Annotated in this window: 20 protein-coding genes; 9 read left to right on the top strand and 11 right to left on the bottom strand. The window is 70.6% G+C overall.

What is annotated here, in order from left to right; all coding sequences use genetic code 11:
• On the bottom strand, window positions 1–594 hold a 594-nt coding region (locus D7W82_RS27570; protein ID WP_147439570.1), incomplete at its 3' end, for a glycosyltransferase family 39 protein.
• Window positions 595–755: 161 nt separating this feature from the next.
• Between D7W82_RS27570 and D7W82_RS27575 the strand changes: the two genes are divergently transcribed.
• On the top strand, window positions 756–2,846 hold the full coding sequence (locus D7W82_RS27575; RefSeq protein ID WP_120621195.1) for a thioredoxin domain-containing protein: 2,091 nt from the start codon (window positions 756–758) through the stop codon (window positions 2,844–2,846).
• Window positions 2,847–2,873: 27 nt separating this feature from the next.
• Here the strand turns inward: D7W82_RS27575 and D7W82_RS27580 are convergent, their stop codons facing one another.
• Genes D7W82_RS27580 through D7W82_RS27590 form a run of 3 tightly spaced genes read right to left on the bottom strand, consistent with a single transcriptional unit; the run spans window position 2,874 to window position 5,915 of the window.
• A complete protein-coding gene (locus D7W82_RS27580) occupies window positions 2,874–4,406 on the bottom strand; it encodes a transglutaminase family protein (RefSeq protein WP_233587965.1) in 1,533 nt (510 codons plus the stop codon).
• Between the two features lie 41 nt (window positions 4,407–4,447).
• Entirely contained in the window at window positions 4,448–4,876 is a 429-nt protein-coding gene (locus D7W82_RS27585; protein ID WP_233587966.1) for a GNAT family N-acetyltransferase, read from the bottom strand.
• Entirely contained in the window at window positions 4,815–5,915 is a 1,101-nt protein-coding gene (locus D7W82_RS27590; RefSeq protein ID WP_120621198.1) for an ATP-grasp domain-containing protein, read from the bottom strand. The genes D7W82_RS27585 and D7W82_RS27590 overlap by 62 nt, the downstream gene beginning before the upstream one ends.
• Window positions 5,916–6,082: 167 nt before the next feature.
• On the opposite strand from D7W82_RS27590, the gene D7W82_RS27595 reads away from it, so the two are divergent.
• Both D7W82_RS27595 and D7W82_RS27600 read left to right on the top strand, forming a co-directional pair.
• A complete protein-coding gene (locus D7W82_RS27595; protein ID WP_120621199.1) occupies window positions 6,083–7,381 on the top strand; it encodes an HD domain-containing protein in 1,299 nt (432 codons plus the stop codon).
• Between the two features lie 17 nt (window positions 7,382–7,398).
• Complete coding sequence (locus D7W82_RS27600) at window positions 7,399–8,928, top strand: MBL fold metallo-hydrolase (protein WP_120621200.1); 1,530 nt, start codon at window positions 7,399–7,401, stop codon at window positions 8,926–8,928.
• Here the strand turns inward: D7W82_RS27600 and D7W82_RS27605 are convergent.
• The 5 genes from D7W82_RS27605 to D7W82_RS27625 all read right to left on the bottom strand — a co-directional run bounded on the left by D7W82_RS27605 (window position 8,925) and on the right by D7W82_RS27625 (window position 13,256).
• Window positions 8,925–9,668 (bottom strand): GlsB/YeaQ/YmgE family stress response membrane protein, encoded by a 744-nt coding sequence (locus tag D7W82_RS27605; RefSeq protein ID WP_233587967.1) that lies wholly within the window; start codon window positions 9,666–9,668, stop codon window positions 8,925–8,927. The genes D7W82_RS27600 and D7W82_RS27605 overlap by 4 nt on opposite strands.
• 12 nt (window positions 9,669–9,680) lie before the next feature.
• On the bottom strand, window positions 9,681–11,561 hold the full coding sequence (locus D7W82_RS27610; protein ID WP_120621202.1) for an FTR1 family protein: 1,881 nt from the start codon (window positions 11,559–11,561) through the stop codon (window positions 9,681–9,683).
• Between the two features lie 124 nt (window positions 11,562–11,685).
• Window positions 11,686–11,913, bottom strand: a complete 228-nt coding sequence (locus D7W82_RS27615) for a hypothetical protein (protein ID WP_120621203.1) — start codon at window positions 11,911–11,913, stop codon at window positions 11,686–11,688.
• A gap of 63 nt (window positions 11,914–11,976) precedes the next feature.
• Entirely contained in the window at window positions 11,977–12,465 is a 489-nt protein-coding gene (locus D7W82_RS27620) for a dihydrofolate reductase (RefSeq protein WP_120621204.1), read from the bottom strand.
• Window positions 12,462–13,256: a thymidylate synthase gene (locus D7W82_RS27625; protein ID WP_120621205.1), complete on the bottom strand. Its 795-nt coding sequence runs from the start codon at window positions 13,254–13,256 to the stop codon at window positions 12,462–12,464. The genes D7W82_RS27620 and D7W82_RS27625 overlap by 4 nt, the downstream gene beginning before the upstream one ends.
• A 102-nt stretch (window positions 13,257–13,358) precedes the next feature.
• Here D7W82_RS27625 and D7W82_RS27630 point away from each other — a divergent pair, with 102 nt between their 5' ends.
• The 3 genes from D7W82_RS27630 to D7W82_RS27640 are packed head-to-tail and all read left to right on the top strand — an operon-like array spanning window position 13,359 to window position 15,874.
• A complete protein-coding gene (locus tag D7W82_RS27630) occupies window positions 13,359–13,919 on the top strand; it encodes a cob(I)yrinic acid a,c-diamide adenosyltransferase (RefSeq protein WP_120621206.1) in 561 nt (186 codons plus the stop codon).
• Window positions 13,920–13,922: 3 nt separating this feature from the next.
• Window positions 13,923–14,948 (top strand): tRNA epoxyqueuosine(34) reductase QueG, encoded by a 1,026-nt coding sequence (gene queG, locus D7W82_RS27635; protein WP_120621207.1) that lies wholly within the window; start codon window positions 13,923–13,925, stop codon window positions 14,946–14,948.
• On the top strand, window positions 14,921–15,874 hold the full coding sequence (locus D7W82_RS27640; RefSeq protein WP_120621208.1) for a DMT family transporter: 954 nt from the start codon (window positions 14,921–14,923) through the stop codon (window positions 15,872–15,874). The genes queG and D7W82_RS27640 overlap by 28 nt, the downstream gene beginning before the upstream one ends.
• Before the next feature lie 70 nt (window positions 15,875–15,944).
• On the opposite strand, the gene D7W82_RS27645 is transcribed toward D7W82_RS27640, so the two are convergent.
• Window positions 15,945–16,742 carry a hypothetical protein gene (locus D7W82_RS27645; protein WP_120621209.1) on the bottom strand — a complete coding sequence of 266 codons (798 nt, stop codon included), beginning with the start codon at window positions 16,740–16,742 and terminating at the stop codon, window positions 15,945–15,947.
• 95 nt (window positions 16,743–16,837) lie between these two features.
• On the opposite strand from D7W82_RS27645, the gene D7W82_RS27650 reads away from it, so the two are divergent.
• Together D7W82_RS27650 and D7W82_RS27655 are read left to right on the top strand one after the other, a co-directional pair.
• Window positions 16,838–17,728, top strand: coding sequence for an MTAP family purine nucleoside phosphorylase (locus D7W82_RS27650; protein WP_120621210.1), 891 nt, complete (start codon window positions 16,838–16,840; stop codon window positions 17,726–17,728).
• A 118-nt stretch (window positions 17,729–17,846) separates the two neighbouring features.
• Window positions 17,847–18,896, top strand: a complete 1,050-nt coding sequence (locus D7W82_RS27655; RefSeq protein ID WP_120621211.1) for a YihY/virulence factor BrkB family protein — start codon at window positions 17,847–17,849, stop codon at window positions 18,894–18,896.
• A 30-nt stretch (window positions 18,897–18,926) separates the two neighbouring features.
• On the opposite strand, the gene D7W82_RS27660 is transcribed toward D7W82_RS27655, so the two are convergent.
• Window positions 18,927–19,751, bottom strand: a complete 825-nt coding sequence (locus D7W82_RS27660; RefSeq protein ID WP_120621212.1) for a M48 family metallopeptidase — start codon at window positions 19,749–19,751, stop codon at window positions 18,927–18,929.
• A 150-nt stretch (window positions 19,752–19,901) separates the two neighbouring features.
• On the opposite strand from D7W82_RS27660, the gene mutM reads away from it, so the two are divergent.
• Entirely contained in the window at window positions 19,902–20,804 is a 903-nt protein-coding gene (gene mutM / locus D7W82_RS27665) for a bifunctional DNA-formamidopyrimidine glycosylase/DNA-(apurinic or apyrimidinic site) lyase (protein WP_120621213.1), read from the top strand.
• Window positions 20,805–20,982: the final 178 nt, after the last annotated feature.

Genomic DNA, 20,982 nt, shown 5'->3' on the forward strand with positions numbered 1-20,982 from the left:
GTTCAGCTGGAACTTGAACCCCACCCAGTCATGGCTCGCGTTCCACAACACCACCGGCAGGAAGCACAGCAACCCGAGCCCCGCCGTCACCCACGCCCCCGCCGGCAATCGCCGAGCCCGCAGCGCCGCGACCATGAACGCCAGCCCCAGCAGCACGGACGGATACTTCGACAACAGCGCCAGTCCACACGTCAGCCCCGCCAGCACCCACTTCTCGCGGTAGAGCGCCCACAACCCCAGCGCCCAGAACAGCAGCATGGGCGAATCCGGCGTGGCCCAGACTCCGGAGAGGATGCCCACCGGCACCGCGCTCCATAGCGCCAGCGCCCGCCAGGCCGCGTCCCTGGACCGGTACACGTCCAGCGCCAGCCCCCACACCGCCACGCCCGTCCCCAGCCCGCACAGGAGCGCTGTGCCCCGGATGCCCAGCGCGGCGATGAGCCACGCCACCATCGGCGGATGGTCGAAATATCCCCATGCGAGATGCCGGGCCCATTGCCAGTAGTAGGTTTCGTCGAAGTAGACGTCCGTTCCCAGCGCCAGCGCGAGCCGCACCCCCACGCCCAGCCCCACCAGGACGAGGCACGTCTTCATTCCCGGGCCGGGGCTGGAGTGGGCGGACGCACGCACGCCCCTGGACAAAGCGCACCAAAGGGCCGTTGGCCAGCGGGGAGTGAGACCATTTCAGCTTGCCCCCGCGAACCCAGGCTCACAATGTGAAGGGCCGCGCAGCCGCTGCACACCGGGAGCACCCCATGGACGACCATCCCCCCTCCGCCCATACCAACCGTCTGGCCCAGGAGCCGTCGCCGTACCTGCGCCAGCACGCCACGAATCCCGTGGACTGGTACCCCTGGGGGGACGAAGCCCTGGCCCGCGCCCGCGCGGAGAACAAGCCCATCCTGCTCTCCGTGGGCTACTCCGCGTGCCACTGGTGCCACGTCATGGCCCACGAGTCCTTCGAACACCCGGACATCGCGCGCCTGATGAACGAGGGCTTCATCAACATCAAGGTCGACCGCGAGGAGCGCCCCGACCTCGACCAGATTTATCAGGGCGTCGTGCAGCTCATGGGGCAGGGCGGTGGCTGGCCCCTCACCGTGTTCCTCACCCCGGACCTGCGCCCCTTCTACGGTGGCACCTACTTCCCGCCCTCGGACCGCTACGGCCGGCCCGGCTTCCCGCGCCTGCTCTCCGCGCTGCGCGACGCCTGGGAGAACAAGGCGGACGACATCGAGGAGCAGGCCAAACGCTTCCAGGAGGGCCTGGGCGAGCTGTCCACCCACGGCCTGGACGCCGCGCCCGCGCACCTGTCCGCGGAGGACATCGTCGCCATGGGCCAGTCCATGCTCAAGCGCATGGATCCGGTGAACGGCGGCTTCGGCGGCGCCCCCAAGTTCCCCAACCCCATGAACGTGGCGCTGCTCCTGCGCGCATGGCGGCGCGGCGGCGGGGAGCCCCTGAAGGCCGCGGTGTTCCGCACGCTGGAGCGCATGGCCCTGGGCGGCATCTACGACCAGCTGGGCGGCGGCTTCCACCGCTACTCCGTGGACGAGCGCTGGCTGGTGCCCCACTTCGAGAAGATGCTCTACGACAACGCCCAGCTCCTGCACCTGTACTCGGAAGCGGAGCAGGTGGAGTCACGGCCGCTCTGGCGCAAGGTCGTGGAGGAGACCGTCGAGTACGTCCGCCGTGAGATGACCGACCCGGCCGGCGGCTTCTACGCCACGCAGGACGCGGACAGCGAAGGCGAAGAGGGGAAGTTCTTCGTCTGGCATCCCGAGGAGGTCCGCGCGGCCCTGTCCGTGGGCCAGCAGGCGGACACCGTGCTGCGCCACTTCGGCATCAAGCCCGGCGGCAACTTCGAGCACGGCGCCACGGTGCTGGAAGTGGTGGTCCCCGTGGAGCAGCTCGCGAAGGAGCAGGGCCGCCCCGTGGAGGCGGTGGAGAAGGAGCTGGCGGAAGCGCGCCGCGTCCTCTTCCTCCTGCGCGAGCAGCGCGTGAAGCCGGGCCGCGACGACAAGATATTGGCGGGATGGAACGGGCTGATGATCCGCGGGCTCGCGCTGGCCTCGCGCGTGTTCGACCGGCCGGACTGGGCGAAGCTCGCGGCGGACGCGGCGGACTTCGTGCTCGCGAAGATGTGGGACGGCAAGCGGCTCTTGCGCTCGTACCAGCACGGCCAGGGCCGCATCGATGGCTTCCTGGAGGACTACGGCGACTTCGCCTCCGGCCTCACCGCGCTCTACCAGGCCACCTTCGACGCGAAGTACCTGGACGCGGCGGACGCGCTCGCGCACCGCGCGGTGGAGCTGTTCTGGGACGAGGAGAAGCAGGCGTACCTGTCTGCACCTAGGGGACAGAAGGACCTGGTGGTGGCGGCCTTCTCCCTCTTCGACAACGCCTTCCCGTCCGGCGCGTCCACGCTGACAGAGGCGCAGGTGACGCTCTCCGCGCTCACCGGCGACGTGTGCCACCTGGACCAGCCGGAGCACTACGTCGCCAAGCTGCACGACCAGCTGGTGCGCAACCCCATGGGCTACGGCCACCTGGGGCTCGCGGCGGACTCGCTGGTGGACGGCGCGTCCGGCGTCACCTTCGCGGGGACTCGCGAGGCCGTGGCCCCGCTGCTGGCCGCCGCGAACCGCACCTACGCGCCCGTGTTCTCCTTCGGCTGGAACGACACGGGCTCGGCTCCGCCCGCGCGCCTCCAGGAGCTCTTCGCGGGACGCGATCCGGTGGAAGGGAAGGGCGCCGCGTACCTCTGCCGCGGCTTCGTCTGCGAGCGGCCCGTCACGGAAACAGGCCTGCTCGCGGAGCGGCTGGTGGCGGCCCCGGGCCACTGACGCGGCCACGGGGACGCGGCACTGTGACTACTTCACGTCCGTGACCTGCAGCGAACCGATGAGGGGCGTGATCTCCGCGTTCCCCTCGTAGCCCACGTAGAAGTGGGTGGCGTCCGCGACGGGCTGGTTGAACGTGGGGTCCAACTGGGTCCACTCGCCCACGTAGGCCTCCACCCATTCGTGCCAGTACAGCGCGGGCACGCCGTCGGAGTTCACCATGTAGATGACGCCGTCCACTCGGCGCGCGGGGATGCCGGACGCGCGCAGCATGGCCACCGTGAGCAGCGAGTGCTCCGTGCAGTCGCCCTTCTTCTGGCGCAGCACGTCCGTGGCCCGGTCCGCGCTGGCGCCGTAGTCCTTCTGCAGGTTGCTGTACACCCACGCGGACAGCATCCGCGCCGCCGTGTACGCGTCCTTCTCCTCGCGGATGATGCTCTTGGCCTGCGCCTTGATGGCCGGCGCGTCCGCCTCCACCGCGAGCGTGGACTTGAGGTTCTCCCCCTTGTCGGGGTCCGCCACCGGCCGCGCCACGCGGCCCTTGGGCGAAGGCGGCGCCGCCAGCAGCGTCACCTCCACGCGGCCGTCCGGCAGCCGCTGGTACTTCTGCCGGTACGTGTCCTGCTGGAACTTCTCCGGCAGGTTCTTCATCACCAGCTTCACCTGGCCGGGGACCTCGCGCGCCTTCGCGGGCAGCGGCTTGGGCAGCACCACGCGCGTGAGGCCGAAGACCTCCACCAGGTCCATCCGCTTCGCCACCGACTCGGACTCGGCCCGCGCCTGCATCGTCTGGCCGAAGTCCACCCGCACCATCTTGCCGTCCGTCGTCAGGAAGGCCGCCACCGGCACCTTCTCCTTCTCCGACAGCGTGCTCACCCGCGACAGCTTCACCTTCACGCCGCCCAGCATCTGCTCTTCCGGAGCCTCCACCGTGGTGACGGTGCGGTAGGTCTCCAGGTCCGTGCCGTCCAGCGTGGAGCCCTCCACCTTCTGGCCGCGAAGCAGCGCCACGCGCGCCTGGTCCGCGTCCTCAATCGTCTCCTTGGGCAGCGGCATGGGCTTGAGCACTTCATCCGGCTGGCCCGGGCGCTTGCGCACCACGCGCAGGGAATCCCCCGTCACGGTGCCCACCAGCTCGTTGTCCCCGCCGTCGCCCTTCTGCGTGACGGTGAAGGACAGCAGCCTGCCGCCCGGCTTCGCTTCGTAGACGCGCACCTCGCGGTGCACGCGCTCCGACACGCGCGTGCCCACCTGCGCCTTGAAGATGAGCTCGTTGATGCTCTGGGCCTTGTTGCCCGGCAGCACCGTCAGGTCGGTGAAGAACCAGCCCACCTTCTTGTCCATCAGGTACAGGCCGAAGTACTCGCCGCCCTTGGGGCGCGGGGCCTTCAGCGCGTCGGAGAGCAGCTCCTGGGCCGGCGGGGCCTGGGAGGTCTTCGCCTGGGCCTTGGCCGCCGCGGCCTTCACCTGGTTCTTCAGCGCGGGGGCCTGGGCCCAGGCCGCGGAGGGCGCCCCTGTCAGCAGGGCGAGCAGGCTCAACAATCCCAGACGGGTGCGTCGCATCGGTCGGTTCATGGAAGGCATCTGCTCGCTCTTGATGGGAATTACAGGCGCTTGGTCAGGATGATGAGGTCATCACCCTGCTTGTAGAAGTCGCGGATGCGCGCTTCCTCGCCGTACTTCATGGACGCGTAGAAGCCGCGCGTGGGGCCGTAGGCCTCCGTGGCGCTCGTCTCCACGCGGATGAGCCGCGCCTTGCGGCGGCGCAGGTCGCCTTCCATGGAGGACACCAACTGCGCGCCAATGCCCTGGCCGCGAACTTCCGGCGCGGAGGCAATCCAATACAGGTCGAACGCGTGCTCCGTCATCGGCGTGGGGCCGTAGCAGCAGTAGCCCACCAGCCCGCCGCCGTCCTGCCCGCGGTCCGCCACGAGGATGGAGTAGTCCCGGTTGCCCGCGGTGAGCGCGGTGTCAACCAGCTCGATGGCGCAGTCCTGCTCCTCCTGCGAGAAGGTTTCGATTCGCCGGATCAACGCGGCGAGCGGTTCCCGGTCCTTTCTTTCGAGTGTGCGGATTTCCATGGGCTCTTTCGAGAGCGACCTCCACGATTCGCGAGGCCAGGGTCGCGTAGTCCATGCCGGCGGCCTGCGCCGCCTTCGCGAACCCCGCGCCCGGGTGCAGGTCGCAGTTGGGGTTGATGTCGATGACGTACGGCACACCCTCGGGCGACACCCGAAGGTCCACGCGTCCATAGTCCTGGCAATCCAGCGCTGCAAATGCTTCCAGCGCCGTCTGGATGCAACGCGCTTCCTGCACTGCGTCGAGCCGGCAGGGCCCCGTGGGCGAGTCCCGGTACTCCGGTGACTCCGCCTCCCACTTGGCCCGGTACGACACGATGTTCGGCCGGTCGTCGAACGCGCGACCGAAGTGGATCTCCGTGAGCGGCAGCGCCTGACGTGGGCTGTTGCCCAACAGCGGAACGTAGACCTCGCGTCCCGGGATGAACTGCTCCACCAGCGCGGGCTGATGGAAGGTGCGCAGCACGGACTCGCACGCCCGCACGAGCGCCGAGCGCTCCGTCACCACGGAGTCGAAGTCCATGCCCACGCTGGCGTCCTCGCGCGCGGGCTTCACGATGAGCGGCCACGGCAGGTCCACCGCCAGCGCGTCCTCGCGCTTCTTCACCACGAAGGAGGCGGGGGTGGAGACGCCGTGGGCGCGCAGCACGTCCTTGGCCTTGGGCTTGTGCAGCGCCAGCCCCAGCGACAGGGCGGACGAGCCGGTGTACGGCAGGCCCAGCGCGTCCAGGAGGCAGGGGACGGCCATCTCTCCGCGGCTGTCGGCGGCCAGCGACTCGCAGAGGTTCACCACGAGGTCGGGCTGGAGGAAGCGCAGGGCCTCCACGAAGTCCAGCCGGTCTCCTTCGATGGCGAGCGGCTCGGCGACCACGCCGTCCCGGCTCAGCGCGTGGGCCAGGCTCTCGGCCACCCGGACCACGTCCTCGCGGGCTTCGCGCCCGGGGTCATCCTCGAGGAGGTCGTGGTCACGATTGTGCAGCAGGATGATGTGCATTCGGAGTGCCCCGAGGGTTAGCACGTCCCCACGGACCTTCCCAGCCTGTGGCGTGGTGGCCGGTCGGTCCCTCACAGGGCTACCGCCTGCCAGGGTATGCGCTACGGTGGGTGACCCGTTGGAGCGGGAGTCGGCCACCCCCGGCTTCAGCTCCCAACAAGGACGACATGCGGATTCGCGACCCCATTCACGGCGTCATCCCGGTGAGCGACCCGGAGAAGGCCGTCATCGACAGTCGCTTCTACCAACGCCTGCGCTACGTGCGGCAGCTGGGCTTCGGGGACATGGCCTTCCCCGGCGCCACCCACACCCGCCATGCCCACTGCCTGGGCGCCATGTACGTCGCCTCGCGCGTCTTCAACGCCGTGGCCAGCCGCTCCGAGCTGCCGGACGATGTGCGTGAACATTTCTGCACCGCCGTACGCCTCGCGGTGCTCTGCCACGACCTGGGGCACATGCCCCTGTCGCACGCGTCCGAGCGCATCGCGCCCCGGCGGTCGCTGCTGCGGCTGCCCGGCTGGCTGGACTCCGTGGCGGAGGGGGAGCAGGCGACCCACGAGGACTACACGGCGAAGCTGCTGCTGGACAGCTCGCTGACGGACATCATCCAGAAGGAGTTCGGCCCGCGCGGCATCACCGCCATGGGGGCGGTGGCGCTGATTACGGGCGCGAAGCCGCCCAAGGATCCGGGCTTCACGTACAAGGGCGTGGACTGGACGCCGCTCTTGCGCGCCATCGTCTCCGGTGAGCTGGACGCGGACCGGATGGACTACCTGCTGCGCGACTCGTTCTACACGGGCGTGAACTACGGCCGGTACGACATGGATTGGATCGTCTCCAACCTGAACCCGGCGGTGAAGGACGGGCGCGCGGTGCTGGCCCTGTCGCGCGCGGCGGCGTTCGCGTTCGAGGACTTCCTGCTCAGCCGCTACCACATGTTCGTGTCGGTGTACCTGCACCACACGTCGGTGAACTTCGACCACATGCTGCGCCGGTACTACGAGGAGACGCCCGGCGAGTTCGAGATCCCCCACGACCCGGAGGCCTTCCTCCTCTGCGACGACGCGGCGCTCTGGTACACGCTGCGCCGCTCGAAGAACCGGTGGGCGGAGCGCATCAGCCGCCGGCAGGGCTTCAAGCTGCTGGCGCAGTTCACGGAGCGCGACACCGGCTACGACCTGGAGGTGCTCAACAGCGCGCTCACCAGCGGTGGCTTCGAGCACTACACGGTGCTGTCCAAGGGAGCGCTCAGCAAGTACGTGGGGTCCTCCGGGGGCGGCGGCAACCCGGGGCTGTTCATCCTGGACGTGTCCACGGGGAGGCTGACGGAGGTGGCGCGCTACACGCCGCTCTACCAGCGCTACAGTGGCGCGGTGCGACTGACGCGGCTCTATGTCCGGCCGGACCAGGCGGAGCGGGCGCGCGAGATGATGGGCCGGCTGCTCGGCCAGACGACGCAACCCTGAAGGACGACGGTGCAACCATGAGCGAGCCCCTTCCCGGCATGGGCCTCTTCGCGCCCCACACCCCCGTGGAGCCCCGGCCCTCCTCGGTGGTCATCCTCTACCGCCGCGCGCACTCCGGCGTGGAGGTGTTCTGGGTGAAGCGCGAGCGCGCGCTCACCTTCGCGGGCGGCTTCCAGGCCTTCCCCGGCGGCAAGCTGGACAAGGACGACCACGAAGTCCCCGTGCAGGGCGCCCAGGGAGAAGAGGCCGCGCTGCGCTCCGCGGCGGCGCGAGAGCTGTTCGAGGAGGCGGGCGTGCTGGTGGCGGAAGGCGCGGGCGCGCTGTCTCCCGAGACGCTGGAGGAGGGGCGGGCGGCGCTGCTCGCGGGCACGGCGAAGTGGAGCGAGTGGTTGGTGCGCCACGCGCTGTCGCTGCGCGCGGAGGACCTCAAGCCCGCGGGGCGCTGGGTGACGCCGCCGTCCGTCCCGGTGCGCTTCGACACGCGCTTCTACCTGGTGGAGCTGCCGGAGGGCGCGGCGGCGAGCATCATCCCGGGCGAGCTGACGGAGGGCGCGTGGATCCGCCCGGAGGACGCGCTGTCGCGCTGGAGTGACGGCACGGCGCTCCTGCATCCGCCCGCGCAGCACGCGTTGCAGGTGCTGTCGGAGTTCACGGACGAAGCGGACGCGCGCGCGAAGCTGTGCACGCCGCCGTACTGCCCGGGCTTCGTGGCCCAGCGCATCGAGTTCCAGCGCGGCGTGCGCGTGGTGGCGCTGGAGACGCCCACGCTGCCTCCGGCGACGCACACCAACGCGTACGTGCTGGGCACGGGCGACCTGCTCATCGTGGACCCCGGTTCGTCGGACGTGAAGCAGTACGCGAAGCTCCTGTCACTGGTGGCGGGCCTGAAGGCGGAGGGCGCGCGTCCGGTGGCGGTGGTGCTCACGCACCACCACGGCGACCACGTGGGCGGGGCGTTCGCGGTGAAGGAGCGGCTGGGCATCCCGCTCTGGTGCCACGCGCGCACGGCGGACCGCCTGGACTTCACGGTGGAGCGGCTGCTGGAAGACGGCGATGTGCTCAACCTGGACGGGCCGATGGTGCAGCGCTGGCATGTGCTGCACACGCCGGGGCACGCGCGCGGGCACTTGTGCCTGGTGGACTCGCGCAGCAAGGCGGCCATCGTGGGGGACATGGTGGCGAGCGTGGGCTCCATCGTCATCGACCCGCCGGAGGGCAACATGGTGGAGTACCTGTCGCAGCTGAAGCGGCTGCGCGACTGGCCCGTCACCACGCTGTACCCCGCGCACGGGTCGCCGGTGCCGGACGGCCCGGGCAAGCTGAACGAGTACCTGCGCCACCGCGCCCAGCGAGAGGCCCTCATCCTGGAGGCCGTACCCGCGTCGGGCGCGACGCTCGCGGAGGTGGTGGCCACGGCCTACGCGGACACGCCGCCGCTCATGCACCCGGTGGCGGAGCGCAGCGCCCTGGCCTCATTGGAGAAGCTGGTGGCGGAGGGCCGCGTGCGCGAGGACTCCTTCACCTGGTTCCGCGTCGGGCCTGGTTAGAAGCTGCCCATCAGGCCCAGGTGCGGGCCCTTGCTGCTGTAGGTGGCCACGGGCATCAGGCGCACGGTCGGAGCGGGGGCCTCATGCATCTCGGCCTCCTTGCGCAGGGCATTGGCGTGGGACAATTCGAAGCCCGCGCTCGCGCCCACCACCGGCAGGATGAAGAGGGCGGCGTTGAGGGCCGGGGGCGCCTCGGTGCCTCCGCTGTTCACCAGCGTGAGCGCCAGGAACGTCGCGCCCCAGCCCACCATGCTCCCGGCCACCGCCGCGCCCACCCGGCCGCGCCCGCCCATGAACCGGCCGCCCGCGTAGGTGCCCACCGGGATGCCGATGATGCCTCCCGCCGCGGCGCCCGCGACGGCCATCACCAGGCACTCGTCACAGCCCACCGTGGCGGAGCCCAGCAGGTACCCCACCGAGCCCAGCACCGTCGCGCCCACGACGCCGCCCGCCGTGCCGCCCAGCACCTCCACCGCCACGCGCGGCACCGGGTCCTGCGCGGCGGGCGCGGCCTTCACGGAGGGCAGCGCCTGGGAGGGGACGGAGGTGCGCGCCGGGACCTCGTCACCGGAGGTGACGTCCGGCGGCGGAGGCACGTCCTGGTCCGGCGCGCCCACCAACGGTGGCGGCGTGAGGCTCCCGGCGGGAGCCTGCGCTGGCTCGGAGGGGGCCTCCTGGGCCGAGGCCAGGCCCGATACGAGCAGCAGTGCGAGGAGTGTGGTCAGACGTGTGCGCTTCACCAGGACGTGAGGCTACCGCAACGGCTGCGTCGGCGTCGCGCTGTCACCGGAGGTGGGCGTCTCCTCGCGAGGCCGGCGGCGCAGGGCCCGGTAGACGAGCGGCGCCACGGCCAGCAGCGCCTGCGGCACCAGCGACAGCGCGTCCGGATACAGGCCCAGCATGTCCACGTAGATGAAGCGCACCGGCACCAGCGGCAGCGCGCCCACCTCCTGGAGCGAGTGGAGGCCCTTGCCCAGCAGCATCACCGCCGTCACCACCATCACCACCGTGGAGAGACTGAAGAGCGTCTTCATGGGCAGCCGGTAGCCCATGCGGTTGATGAAGAGCACCAGCACCCCCAGCGCCACGATGCCCGCCACCACGCCCCAGACCACGCCCGCCGCGGAGTCCACCGCCAGGCCCTGGAGGAAGATGGCCGTCTCGAAGCTCTCACGCAGCACGGACGTGAACGCGATGACGAACAGGCCCACCGTGCTGCCCCGGCCCAGCGCGCCCTGCATCTTCTGGCGCAATTCGCCCATGAAGTGGCTCACGTTCGCGCGCGCGTTGAGCCACAGCGCCGCGTACAGCAGCATGCCCACCGCCACCAGCGCGGTGACGCCCTCCAGCCACTCGCGCTGCGCGCCCGCCAGGAGCTTGCGCCCCACGATGTACGCGAGGGCGCCCGCGATGAGCGCGGACACCCAGCCCGCGTGCACCACGCGCACCTGGTCCATGGCCTTCATCTTCTTCAGCGCCGCCAGCAGCGCCGTGACGATGATGGTCGCCTCGAAGCCCTCACGCAGCAGGATGAGCAGCGTGAGCCACGCCACGGACAGCACGTCCGTGGTGCTCCCCGTGGTCTTGCGCGCCTGGTCCAAGAGCGACAGCAGCTCGCGCCCCTCGTCCTGCAGGTGCGGGCTCTTGCGCTCGGCGGCGAGCCGCGCCTGCATGAAGGCCTCCTCCAGCTTCTGGGTGAGCTGCGGGTCGCGCCCGCGCAGCTTGGGCTCCACCGGCTCCAGGCCGTTCAAGTACGCGTCCAGGAGCGCGTTCTTCGCGCCCGTGTAGTCGCCCTCCGCGCCCATGCGCATCGCGTGGCCCACCGCCGCGCGCGCGTTGAGCAGCACCTTCTCCTCGTCCGCGTCCGGCATGTTCCGGCGCAGGCACGCCACCTTGTCCGCGCCGAACGCCTTCGCCAGCTCCGCGTCCGTGGACGTGGCCAGCCGCTCCAGCGACGCGTTGGGCGGCTCGCCCTGGCACGGCGGCTGGCGCAGGGTGAAGACGAAGAAGGCCAGCGACCAGCGGTCGTCCTCGGTGAGCGTGGGGAAGGCCGGCATCGCCGTGCCGGGCACGCCGAAGCTGGTGGTGTTGAACGCCTTGTAGGGCGTGAGGCCGTCCTCCATCAGCTCCGCGTCATGGAAGTTCGCCGGCCGAGGCTCCATGTCCGCCGCGATGGCCACGTCCGCCTTTCCCTCCGCGCCGTGGCACGCCGTGCAGTTGGCCTGGAAGAGCTTCTTGCCGTGCTCCAGGTCCGGCGCCACGCGAGGGCTGCGCGCCAGTCCCCCCGCCAGCACCAGGCTCTCCACCAGCTCCCCGCAGTCGCGGCTGACGCCCTCCGGGTCCTTCGCTTCGTTGACGCGCGCCTGGATGGCCTCCACGCGGGGCACGAACGTGGCCGCCGCCGGGCCCAGCTCCTTCGCCGCCGACAGCGCCTCCGCCGCGAAGCTCTTCTGCTCCGTCAGCTCGAACTCCGACTGGGACGACACCGCCGCCGGATAGTCCGCCTGGAGGTACTGGAGGATGCCCACCAGCCGGTGCCAGGTGCGCCCCTCGTCGGTAGCCGGTGCTTCAGCCCGGGCGGAAGAGGACAGCGCGAGCAACAGGCTCAACGTGAGGGCGGCGGCGTGTTTCACGGCCGTCTTCTACCAACCACGCCACGCGTGTCAATTCTGCGAATCAAATTCAATTGATAGGCCCCTCCTCATGAGACGAGGGGGGGGGGCGCGGGTCAACACCCGGGGTGTCCCCGGGGATGACTCAGGGCAGCTCGCAGTACTGCGGGTAGAGCCGGCACGGATAGCAGGGGCCGCCCGGGCCGTAGTAGCAGACCTCGCCGGCGGGACAGACGCCGGTGTCCGGGCAGATGCGCAGCTCCTGCTCCTGCGAGCCTGGCTCCGCGGCCGTGCCCTCCTCGATGGGCCCGCCACAGGCGGCCAGGCCCAGCACCGCGAACAGCCCCAGTCCACGAATCAGACGGCGACGCATGCACGCTCCTTCGGTGAGAGGAGCCCGCACGATAAGTCGCCCAGGAAACGCCAGGAATAAGGGCTAGCCCTGACGCTCGTAGGTGAAGAAACCGAAGGGCAGGTCGCCCTCCGGGTGCCGTTCCTCCTCCACCAACCTCCATCCGGTCTGGTCCACGGATGGGAAGAAGGCGTCGCCGGGGAAGTCCCGCTCGAGGCGGGTGAGGTAGAGCCGGTGCCACAGCGCTTGCGTCTGCGCGTAGAGGTCCGCGCCGCCCGCGATGAAGACCTCGCTGTCGCCGCGGGCTTGATGCAGCGCCTCGTCCACCGAGTGGGCCACGTGCACGCCGGGTGGGGCGGCCCAGTCGCGCTGGCGGGTGAGCACCACGGTGGTGCGGCCGGGCAGAGGACGTCCGATGGAGTCGTACGTCTTGCGACCCATGACCAGGGTGTGGCCCAGGGTGAGGCGCTTGAAGCGCGCCAGGTCCGGCGGCAGGCGCCAGGGCAGGGTGTTGCCCTGGCCGATGACGCGGTTCGCCGCCATGGCGACGATGGCGGAGATGCGCGGGCTCATACGGCCACGGGCGCCTTGATGGCGGGGTGCGGGTCGTAGCCTTCCAGCGTGAAGTCCTCGTAGCGGAAGGCGAACAGGTCCTTCACGTCCGGGTTCAGGCGCATGCGCGGCAGCGGGCGCGGTTCGCGCTTCAGCTGCTCCTGGGCCTGCTCCACGTGGTTCAGGTACAGGTGCGCGTCACCAAGGGTGTGGATGAACTCGTGCGCGGTGAGGCCCGTGGCCTGCGCCACCATCATCGTGAGCAGCGAGTAGGACGCGATGTTGAAGGGCAGCCCCAGGAAGATGTCCGCGCTGCGCTGGTAGAGCTGGCAGGAGAGCTTCCCGTCGGCCACGTAGAACTGGAACATCACGTGGCAGGGCGGCAGCTTCATGGAGGGCACGTCCGCCACGTTCCACGCGCTCACCAGGTGCCGGCGCGAGTCCGGGTTCTTCTTCAGCCCGTCCACCAGCTGCCGCATCTGATCCACGTGGCCGCCGTCCGGCGTGTTCCAGGAGCGCCACTGGTGGCCGTAGACAGGGCCCAGGCTGCCGTCCGCGTTGGCCCACTCGTCCCAGATGGTGACCCCCACCTCCTGGAGCGAGCGAACGTTCGAGTCGCCCCGGAGCATCCACAGGAGCTCGTGGATGATGGACTTCAGGTGGAGCTTCTTCGTCGTCACCAGGGGGAAGCCCTGGGTGAGGTCGAAGCGGAGCTGGTGGCCGAAGAGGCTCAGCGTCCCCGTGCCGGTCCGGTCGCCCTTCTTCGTCCCGTGCTTCAGGACGTGCTCCATCAGACTCAGGTATGGCTGCATGGGGCCTTTTTCCCTAGGCGGGGTCGGGCAGGCGAGCAAAATATCGGCCGCTGTCCACCCGCGCACGGCGTCGCCGTGTCGCATCGTTAAACAAGGGCTGCCATGAAGATCTACACGAAGACCGGCGATGCGGGAGAGACGGGCCTCTTCGGCGGCGGCCGTGTGGCGAAGGACGACGCGCTGGTGGAAGCCTACGGCGAGGTGGACGAGCTCAACGCCACGCTGGGCCTCGCCCGCTCGTTCCCGCTGCCGGCGGACCTGGAGCACTTCCTCCAGCGCATCCAGGACCAGCTCTTCACGGTGGGCGCGGTGCTGGCCACGCCGCCGCACACCAAGGCGGCGGCCCACATCCCGGAGCTGCGCCCGGAGTGGGTGGAGGAGATGGAGCGCCACATCGACCGCTATGAGGAGGAGCTGCCGAAGATGACGCACTTCATCCTCCCGGGCGGCTCGCAGGCGGCCGCGGCGCTGCACCTGTCCCGCACGGTGTGCCGCCGCGCCGAGCGCCGGGTGGTGACGCTGCTTCGCGAGGACAAGGCCCCGCCCGCCGTGGCCATGTACCTGAACCGCCTGTCGGATCTGCTCTTCGTGGTGGCCCGGCTGGTGAACTTCCGCGCCGGCCTGCCGGACGTGAAGTGGATCCCCGAGAAGCCGACGAAGTAGGCCGTGTACGCGACCCGACTGCCCACTGCCCGCTTGAGGCAGCTCGCCCAGGACGTGGGCTTCGACCTCATCGGCTTCGCGCGCGCGGAGCCCATCCCGCCCTCGTCGCTGATGTCGTGGCTGGAGGCCGGCTACGACGCGGACATGGACTGGATGGGGTCGCGCGCGGAGGAGCGGCTCGACGTGTCGGTGCTCCTGCCGGGCGCGCGCACGGTGCTGTCCCTCGCGAACAACTACTGGCGGGACGATGAGCCCTCGCAGGGCTCCCCCATCGCGCGGTACGCGAGGGGCCGCGACTACCACTCCACGCTGCGCGACCGGATGAAGGCGTTCCGGAAGACCATCAACGCCTGGTACCCGGGGCTGGGCACCTACGGCGGCGTGGACAGCGGGCCGATGATGGAGAAGGTCTGGGCCGCTCGCGGCGGCCTGGGCTACGTGGGCAAGAACGGCTGCCTCATCACGGAGTCGCACGGCTCGTGGGTGCTGCTGGCCACGCTTATCCTGGACGCGGAGGTGGACGCGTACCCGGAGGGGCCGGTGGCGGACCGGTGCGGTTCCTGCCGGCGGTGTCTGATGGCGTGTCCCACGGGCGCGCTGGTGGGCAACCGGCAGGTGGATGCGCGGGCGTGCCTGTCGTACCAGACCATCGAGAACCGCGACCGTGACGTGCCGGAGGCGTTCCGGCTCAAGTTCGACAACCTCATCTTCGGCTGCGACATCTGCCAGCAGGTGTGCCCGCTGAATCGCAAGCCGGTGTTCGCGGACGACGAGCGCTTCATGCCCCGCGCGGTGGCGTCGCTGGGCACGCTGGAGCTGGCGGCGCTCACACCCGAGCAATACAAGGAGCTCATCCCGGGCACGGCGCTGGCGCGCGCGCGGTACGACGGTTTGAGGCGCAACGCTGTGTATGCACTCGGTGTCGCACGGCAGGCGCACGCGCGGCCGTTGCTCGAAAAACTCAGCGGCGACGACAGCGAGCTGGTACGCAGCGCCGCACGATGGGCGCTTCTGCAACTGGAGCCGTGACGCCGTCCGCCGCGCCGCCGCCGCTCGGGCGGGTGTACGCGGCGCTGACGGTGCAGGTGCTGATCAGCGCGGGCACGTACCTGGCCGCCAAGCGGGCGATGACGGAGCTGTCGCCCTTCACCGTCGTGCTGTGGCGCTTCCTCGTCTGCGGCGTCGCGTTCGTGACGCTGCTCGCGGTGACGCCGGGGCCCAAGCTGCCGCCGCGACACGCATGGCCGCGCATCGTGCTGCTGGGGCTGATGGGCGGGCCGGTGAACCAGACACTGTTCTTCTCAGGCCTGTCGCGCTCCACGGCGGCGCACGCGGCGCTGTTCTACGCGCTGACACCGCTGGGCGTGTACGTGGCCAGCCTGGTGCTGGGCCGGGAGCGCGCGTCCACGCGGACGACAGCGGGCATTCTCACGGCGCTGGTGGGCGTGGTGGTGCTGCTGCTGGGCCGGGGGCTCGCGAGCGCGCGGGGCACGCTGATGGGAGACCTGCTCATCCTCGCGGCGGTGGTGGCGTGGGTGATCTACACGACGGAGGGAAAGCCCCTGGCCACCGAGCATGGACCGCTGCGCGCGACGGCCTGGACCATGACGGTCGCCACGGTGTTGCAGCTGCCGCTCGCGCCGTTCGTGCTGGAGCCCGAGGCGGTGTGGGCCTCCAGCGCCTCGGCGAAGGCCTCCATCGTGTACGTGGGGCTGATGACGTCGGTGGTGGCGTACCTGCTCTGGTCCTACGCGCTGTCCAAGGTGCCCGCGTCGCGCGTGGCCATCTTCTCCAACCTGCAACCCGCGGTGACGGCGCTCGTCGCGTGGCTCTTCCTGGATGAAGGGCTGCACTGGGAGCTGGCGCTGGGCGGCGCGCTGGTGCTCGTGGGCGTGCGGCTGACGCAGGGCGCGCCGGTGAAGGCCGCGCCGGTGGTGGTGGTGCGCGCGGGCTGAAGCACGAAGCCCTCCGAAGGCAGGCTGCCTCGCGGAGGGCTTCTGGCTGCGTGCGGTGCGGGAGACGGCGTCAGTCGCCGTTGGGGTCCCACTCGGAGATGTCCTTCCGGGCGGGCTCCGCCGGAATGGCGGGACGCGGCGGGTCCTTGATGCGGGGCGGCGGCTCCTTCTTCGCCACCGGCGGAGGCGGCGGGGCCGGCAGGTCGTCGTCGTCCGAGCGGCTCGGCTGCGCGGGCTCGGCCACCACCGGCTTCGGCTCGGGCTTGCGCGGGGGCGGCTCCGCGAAGGCTTCGATGTCCGGCGTCTCCGAGCGCTGGGGCTCCGGCTCGGGCGCCACGGCGGGAGAGGGCGGGGGCGGCGTGCGCGCGGGCTCCCGGGCCTTCGCCGGGACGGCCGCCTGCTGCCTCCCGTTGTTCCTCGCGGGCTTCTCGTCCGACGCGCGGTAGCCCGTGCGCTCCGGGGGCGGCTCCGGCGGATCATCGTAGGAGTCGCGCACCGGCCTCGCGCGCGGCTGCTTGTCCTCTTCGTCGCCGAACGGGTCCTCTTCGCGGCGGCGGTCCTTCTCCTGGATTTCGCGCAGCTTGGCCGCTTCCGTCTTGCTTCCCCGGCGCTCGGGCGCGGCCTCCGGTGCGTCCGGCGCCCGGTTGTTCACCGCGTTGAACTGGCGGGTGCACTGGCTGCGCGTCTGCAGGCAGCCGTCGAAACAGCGCGTCAGCTTCTTGAGGGCTGCGCCGTTGCCGCCGTACTCGATGGTGCAGTCCTCCTTGCACGTGGTGGCGTCCTCCTCGCAGCCGGGCGGGACGGGACCGGCCAGGGCAGGGGTTCCAAACAGGACGCTGAGGACGACGAGGCGCGGAAGAAGACGCATGGCAAATGTGAAAGCTACCAGTCTTCCTCGCTTCCTGGGCGAGCCCCCCGCGATATCGTCAGGCCTACGCCCGGCGACCGGGCGAGAGGAGACGCATGGCGGCGGTCAAGGTGGGCATCATCGGGGGCCAGGCCCTCTACCAGGCCCTGGGACTCCAGGGGCGCGGCGAGCACCTCTCCGTGGAGACGCCCTTCGGGCCCCACAGCGCCCCACTCATCGCCACGGAGCTGGACGGCGTCCCCATCATCTTCGTCTTCCGCCACGGCCAGGGCCACGTCCACAACGCCACCCGCGCCCCCTACCGCGCCAGCCTCTTCGCCCTGAAGTCGCTCGGCGCCACCCACGTCATCGCCACCGGCACTGTCGGCAGCCTGCGTGACGCCATCCAGCCGCTGCACCTGGCCCTGCCGGATCAGGTCATCGACCGGACCTACCGCCGCCCCTGCACCTTCTACGACGACGTCGCCGTGCACGTGGAGCTGGCCCAGCCCTTCTGCGCCACCCTGCGCCAGACGCTCACCGACGCGGCCCGCCAGAGCGACACGCAGGTGCACGCCTCCGCCACCTACGTCTGCATCGAGGGCCCCTCCCTGAGCACCCAGGCGGAGAGCCAGCTGTACCGCACGTGGGGCGGGGACCTGGTGGGGCTCACCGCCATGCCGGAGGCGCGGCTCGCCCGCGAGGCGGAGCTGCACTACGCCCTCATCGCGCTGCCCACCGACCACGACTCCTGGCGCTCGCAGCCCGCGGGCCAGGAGCCCGAGGCGCTCCTGCCGCAGTTCGCCCAGCGGCTGGACGCCGTCACCGCCCACGGCGCCGCGCTCCTGCGCCGCGCGCTGCCCCGCATCGCGAGCACACCCGCCACCTGCCGCTGTGACAGCGCGCTCGCGCTGGCCATCTTCACCGACCGCACCCGCATCCCCGCGGAGGTGAAGAGCCGCCTGCGCCCGCTCTTGGGCCGCTACCTGCCCTCCGGGCTCGTCTAGCGTTCAACACCCGGCACGCCGCCAGTGCCTCTGGCCGCGAGCGCTCGGCTGGCCGCCTGCTGCCGAATGGCCGGGCCGTCCACACATTGGCTCCCCACAGACCCGGAGGGGGAGCCACATGGGGCTGCCACGGCTCAAGTACCTGACGTGGAGGGAGTTCGCGCGGCGCTTCTGGAAGGAGATTGAAGAGGACACCGTCACCGACGTGGCGGCGCAGCTGTCCTACTACTTCATCTTCTCCCTGTTCCCCTTCCTGTTCTTCCTCGTCACGCTGGTGGCGTACATGCCGTTCGCGCCCGGCGCCGTGGACGCGATGATGGACCGCATCCGCCCGTTGGTGCCCGGCGACGCGCTGGGCGTGGTGAGCCAGCACCTGACCTCCATCGTCGGGGAGACGCGCCCCAGGCTGCTCACCGTCGGCCTCATCGTGGCGCTGTGGACCGCGTCGCGCGGCGTGGATGCCCTGCGCAAGGCGCTCAACCTGGCCTACGACGTGTCGGAGTCCCGGCCCTACTGGAAGACGCAGGGACTGGCGCTGCTGGTGACGCTGATGGGCGGCCTGCTGATCCCCCTGTCCTTCGCCATCCTGCTGTTGGGCGGGCGCGTGGGGGCGTGGGTGGCGGACAAGCTGGCGCTCATCGACGAGTTCCACCTCGTCTGGTCCTGGCTGCGCTGGCCCTTCACCGCGGCGCTGGTGATGCTGATGCTGTCGCTCTGCTACTACCTGCTGCCGGACGTGAAGCAGCGCTTCAAGTACATCACCCCGGGCTCCGTGATTGGCACCCTGGCGTGGCTGGGCAGCACCTGGGGCTTCACCCAGTACGTGGAGCACTTCGGCAAGTACGACGTCACCTACGGCTCCATCGGCGGCGTGGTGGTGCTGCTGCTGTGGCTCTACATCTCCGGGCTCATCTTCATCCTCGGAGGGGAGCTCAACGCCATCCTCGAACACGCCTCCGCGCAGGGGAAGGCCAAGGGCGCGAGGGACTTCGGCCAGCCCGCGCCCCTGGAGCCGCCCCTCAAGACGCCCGGCGCGGCCAAGAGCGCCGCCAGCGCCCGGAAGACGCGGCTCGCGCTCTTCAGGCGCAAGCGCCGCGTGGCGGAAGGCAAGGACCCGGAGCCCCCGGGCCTCACGCCGGACGGGAGCGACAACCCGTCCGTGCACTGAGCGCGCCGGGGACCCGGAAGGGGCGACGGACTACTGCTTGGGCAGCTTCGCCTGGATGGCCGTCAGCCCGCCCGCGGTGTTGCGGTTACCCTTGAGGCCCTCCTGCGCGATGATCTTCCGCAGGTGCGCGATGCGGTCCTCGTTGGTGGGGTGCGTGGACAGCCACTTGAGCACGCCCGGCGTGGAGCCCTGCTCCTTCTGCAGCTTCTGGAAGAAGGTGATGAGGCCGTTGGGGTCGAAGCCCGAGGCGGCGGCGTACCTCGCGCCGTACTCGTCCGCTTCCGTCTCCTCGCCGCGGCCGTGCGCCAGCTGCAGTCCGCCGCCCGCCAGCTGCGCGGCGATCTGCGCGGCGGTGCCCGGGTTCTGGCCCAGCGCCACCTGGGTGATGGCCTGCAGGCCGTAGGCGTTCACCATGGCGCGCGCGGAGTGACGGCCCACCACATGGCCCGCCTCGTGCGCCATCACGCCCGCCAGCTCCGCCTCCGTGTCCGCCGCGAGCAGGAGGCCCGTGTACACGTAGAGGAAGCCGCCCGGCGTGGCGAAGGCGTTGACCGTCTTCGGGTCGTTGATGACGTTGACCTTCCACTTCACCCCGGAGCGGTCCTTGTTGGCCTGCGCGAGGAGGGGCTGGGAGATGCCCCGGACGTACGCCAGCACCTCCGGGTCCTCCACGTACTTGATGTTCTCCTTCGTCTCGAGCTCCTTCTTCACCTGGAGGCCGAGCTGGTTCTCCTGCTCGTCGGAGATGAGGACACTGGCAATCGCCTTCTCCGCGCCCACGCGCTGCTTGGTGCAGCCCGTGGAGAGGCCCGAGGCCAGGGTGAGGGTCAGCAGTGCGGTGACCATCCGTTGCATGGGCGAGTCGTCCCTTCGTTGCTCAATGGGTGGAGGCTTTCGCGGACCGTCGTAACCGCGCCTCCGCATCCCGGGCAAGCACCTTCCCGGAGCGCCATCCACCGGGGGACATGCGCCGGAAGCAGTCCGGTGGTATGCCCCGGCGCCTGGATGCCTGAACTACCGGAAGTGGAGATCGCCCGGCGCAACCTGGAGCGCTGGTTCAAGGGCCACCGCATCGTGCGCTCGGAAGCGGATGCGACCCGCGTCTTCCGGGGCGCGGAGCTGCCCCACTTCACCCGGCTCACCGGGCGGGTGACCGCCCTGGAGCGCAAGGGCAAGTACCTGCTCCTCACCCTGGAGGGCGGCCACGGCCTGATGGCCCACCTGGGCATGACGGGCAAGTTCGTGCGCCGCAAGGAGGGCGAGCCCGTCCCCCACAGCCGCGCCCGCTTCCACCTGGACGACGGCCACGTGGTCCACTTCAGTGATCCACGCCTCTTCGGCCGCATGGAGCCCGTGCCCGCGAAGGCGCTGTGGGAGCTGCCCTCGGTGAAGGCCCTGGGACGCGACCTTTTGACGGAAGGGCTCACCGGCCCCCAGCTCCAGGAGGCGGTGGGGGACTCCAAGCAGGACCTGAAGGTGGCGCTGATGGACCAGGGCCGCGTCGCCGGCCTGGGCAACATCCACGCCGCGGAGGCGCTCTTCCGCGCGGGGCTGCACCCGGCGCGCAAGCCCGGCACCCTCACGCCGGACGACTGGAAGCACCTGGCGAAGGCCATCCACGCCGCCTTCGACTTCGCCTTCAAGGAGCAGGAGGGCGAGGACATCACCTATCTGGAGGAGCCAGGGTCCGTGAACCGCTTCCGCGTCTACGGGCGGGCCGAAGGGCCGTGCTCGAAGTGCGGAACGACGGTGGAGGCCTTCACCCAGGGTGGGCGCACCACGCATTTCTGTCCGAAATGTCAGCCGCTCTCCACGGTTGCTGTCCGCGCGTCCCGGAAGGGGACGGCGGCGCCAAGGGGGACGTCCCCCGCCGTCAGCGGCCCGAAACCCCGATCCCGTAGACGTTGACACCCCAGGGGGGCATGGCTTGAATCGCCCGCCCTTTACACCCGGCCGCGTCATGTCGCGGCCCCGGAGACCGTTGACCATGCCTCACGTCCTGCTGGCGGCGCTGCTCGTCGCCTCGTCCACGGCCACCGCCCAGACGCCGGTGCCTGATGGTGGCACGCCCGCGGCCCCCCAGGAG

Source organism: Corallococcus sp. CA049B, from assembly GCF_003611685.1.
Lineage (GTDB): Bacteria > Myxococcota > Myxococcia > Myxococcales > Myxococcaceae > Corallococcus > Corallococcus coralloides.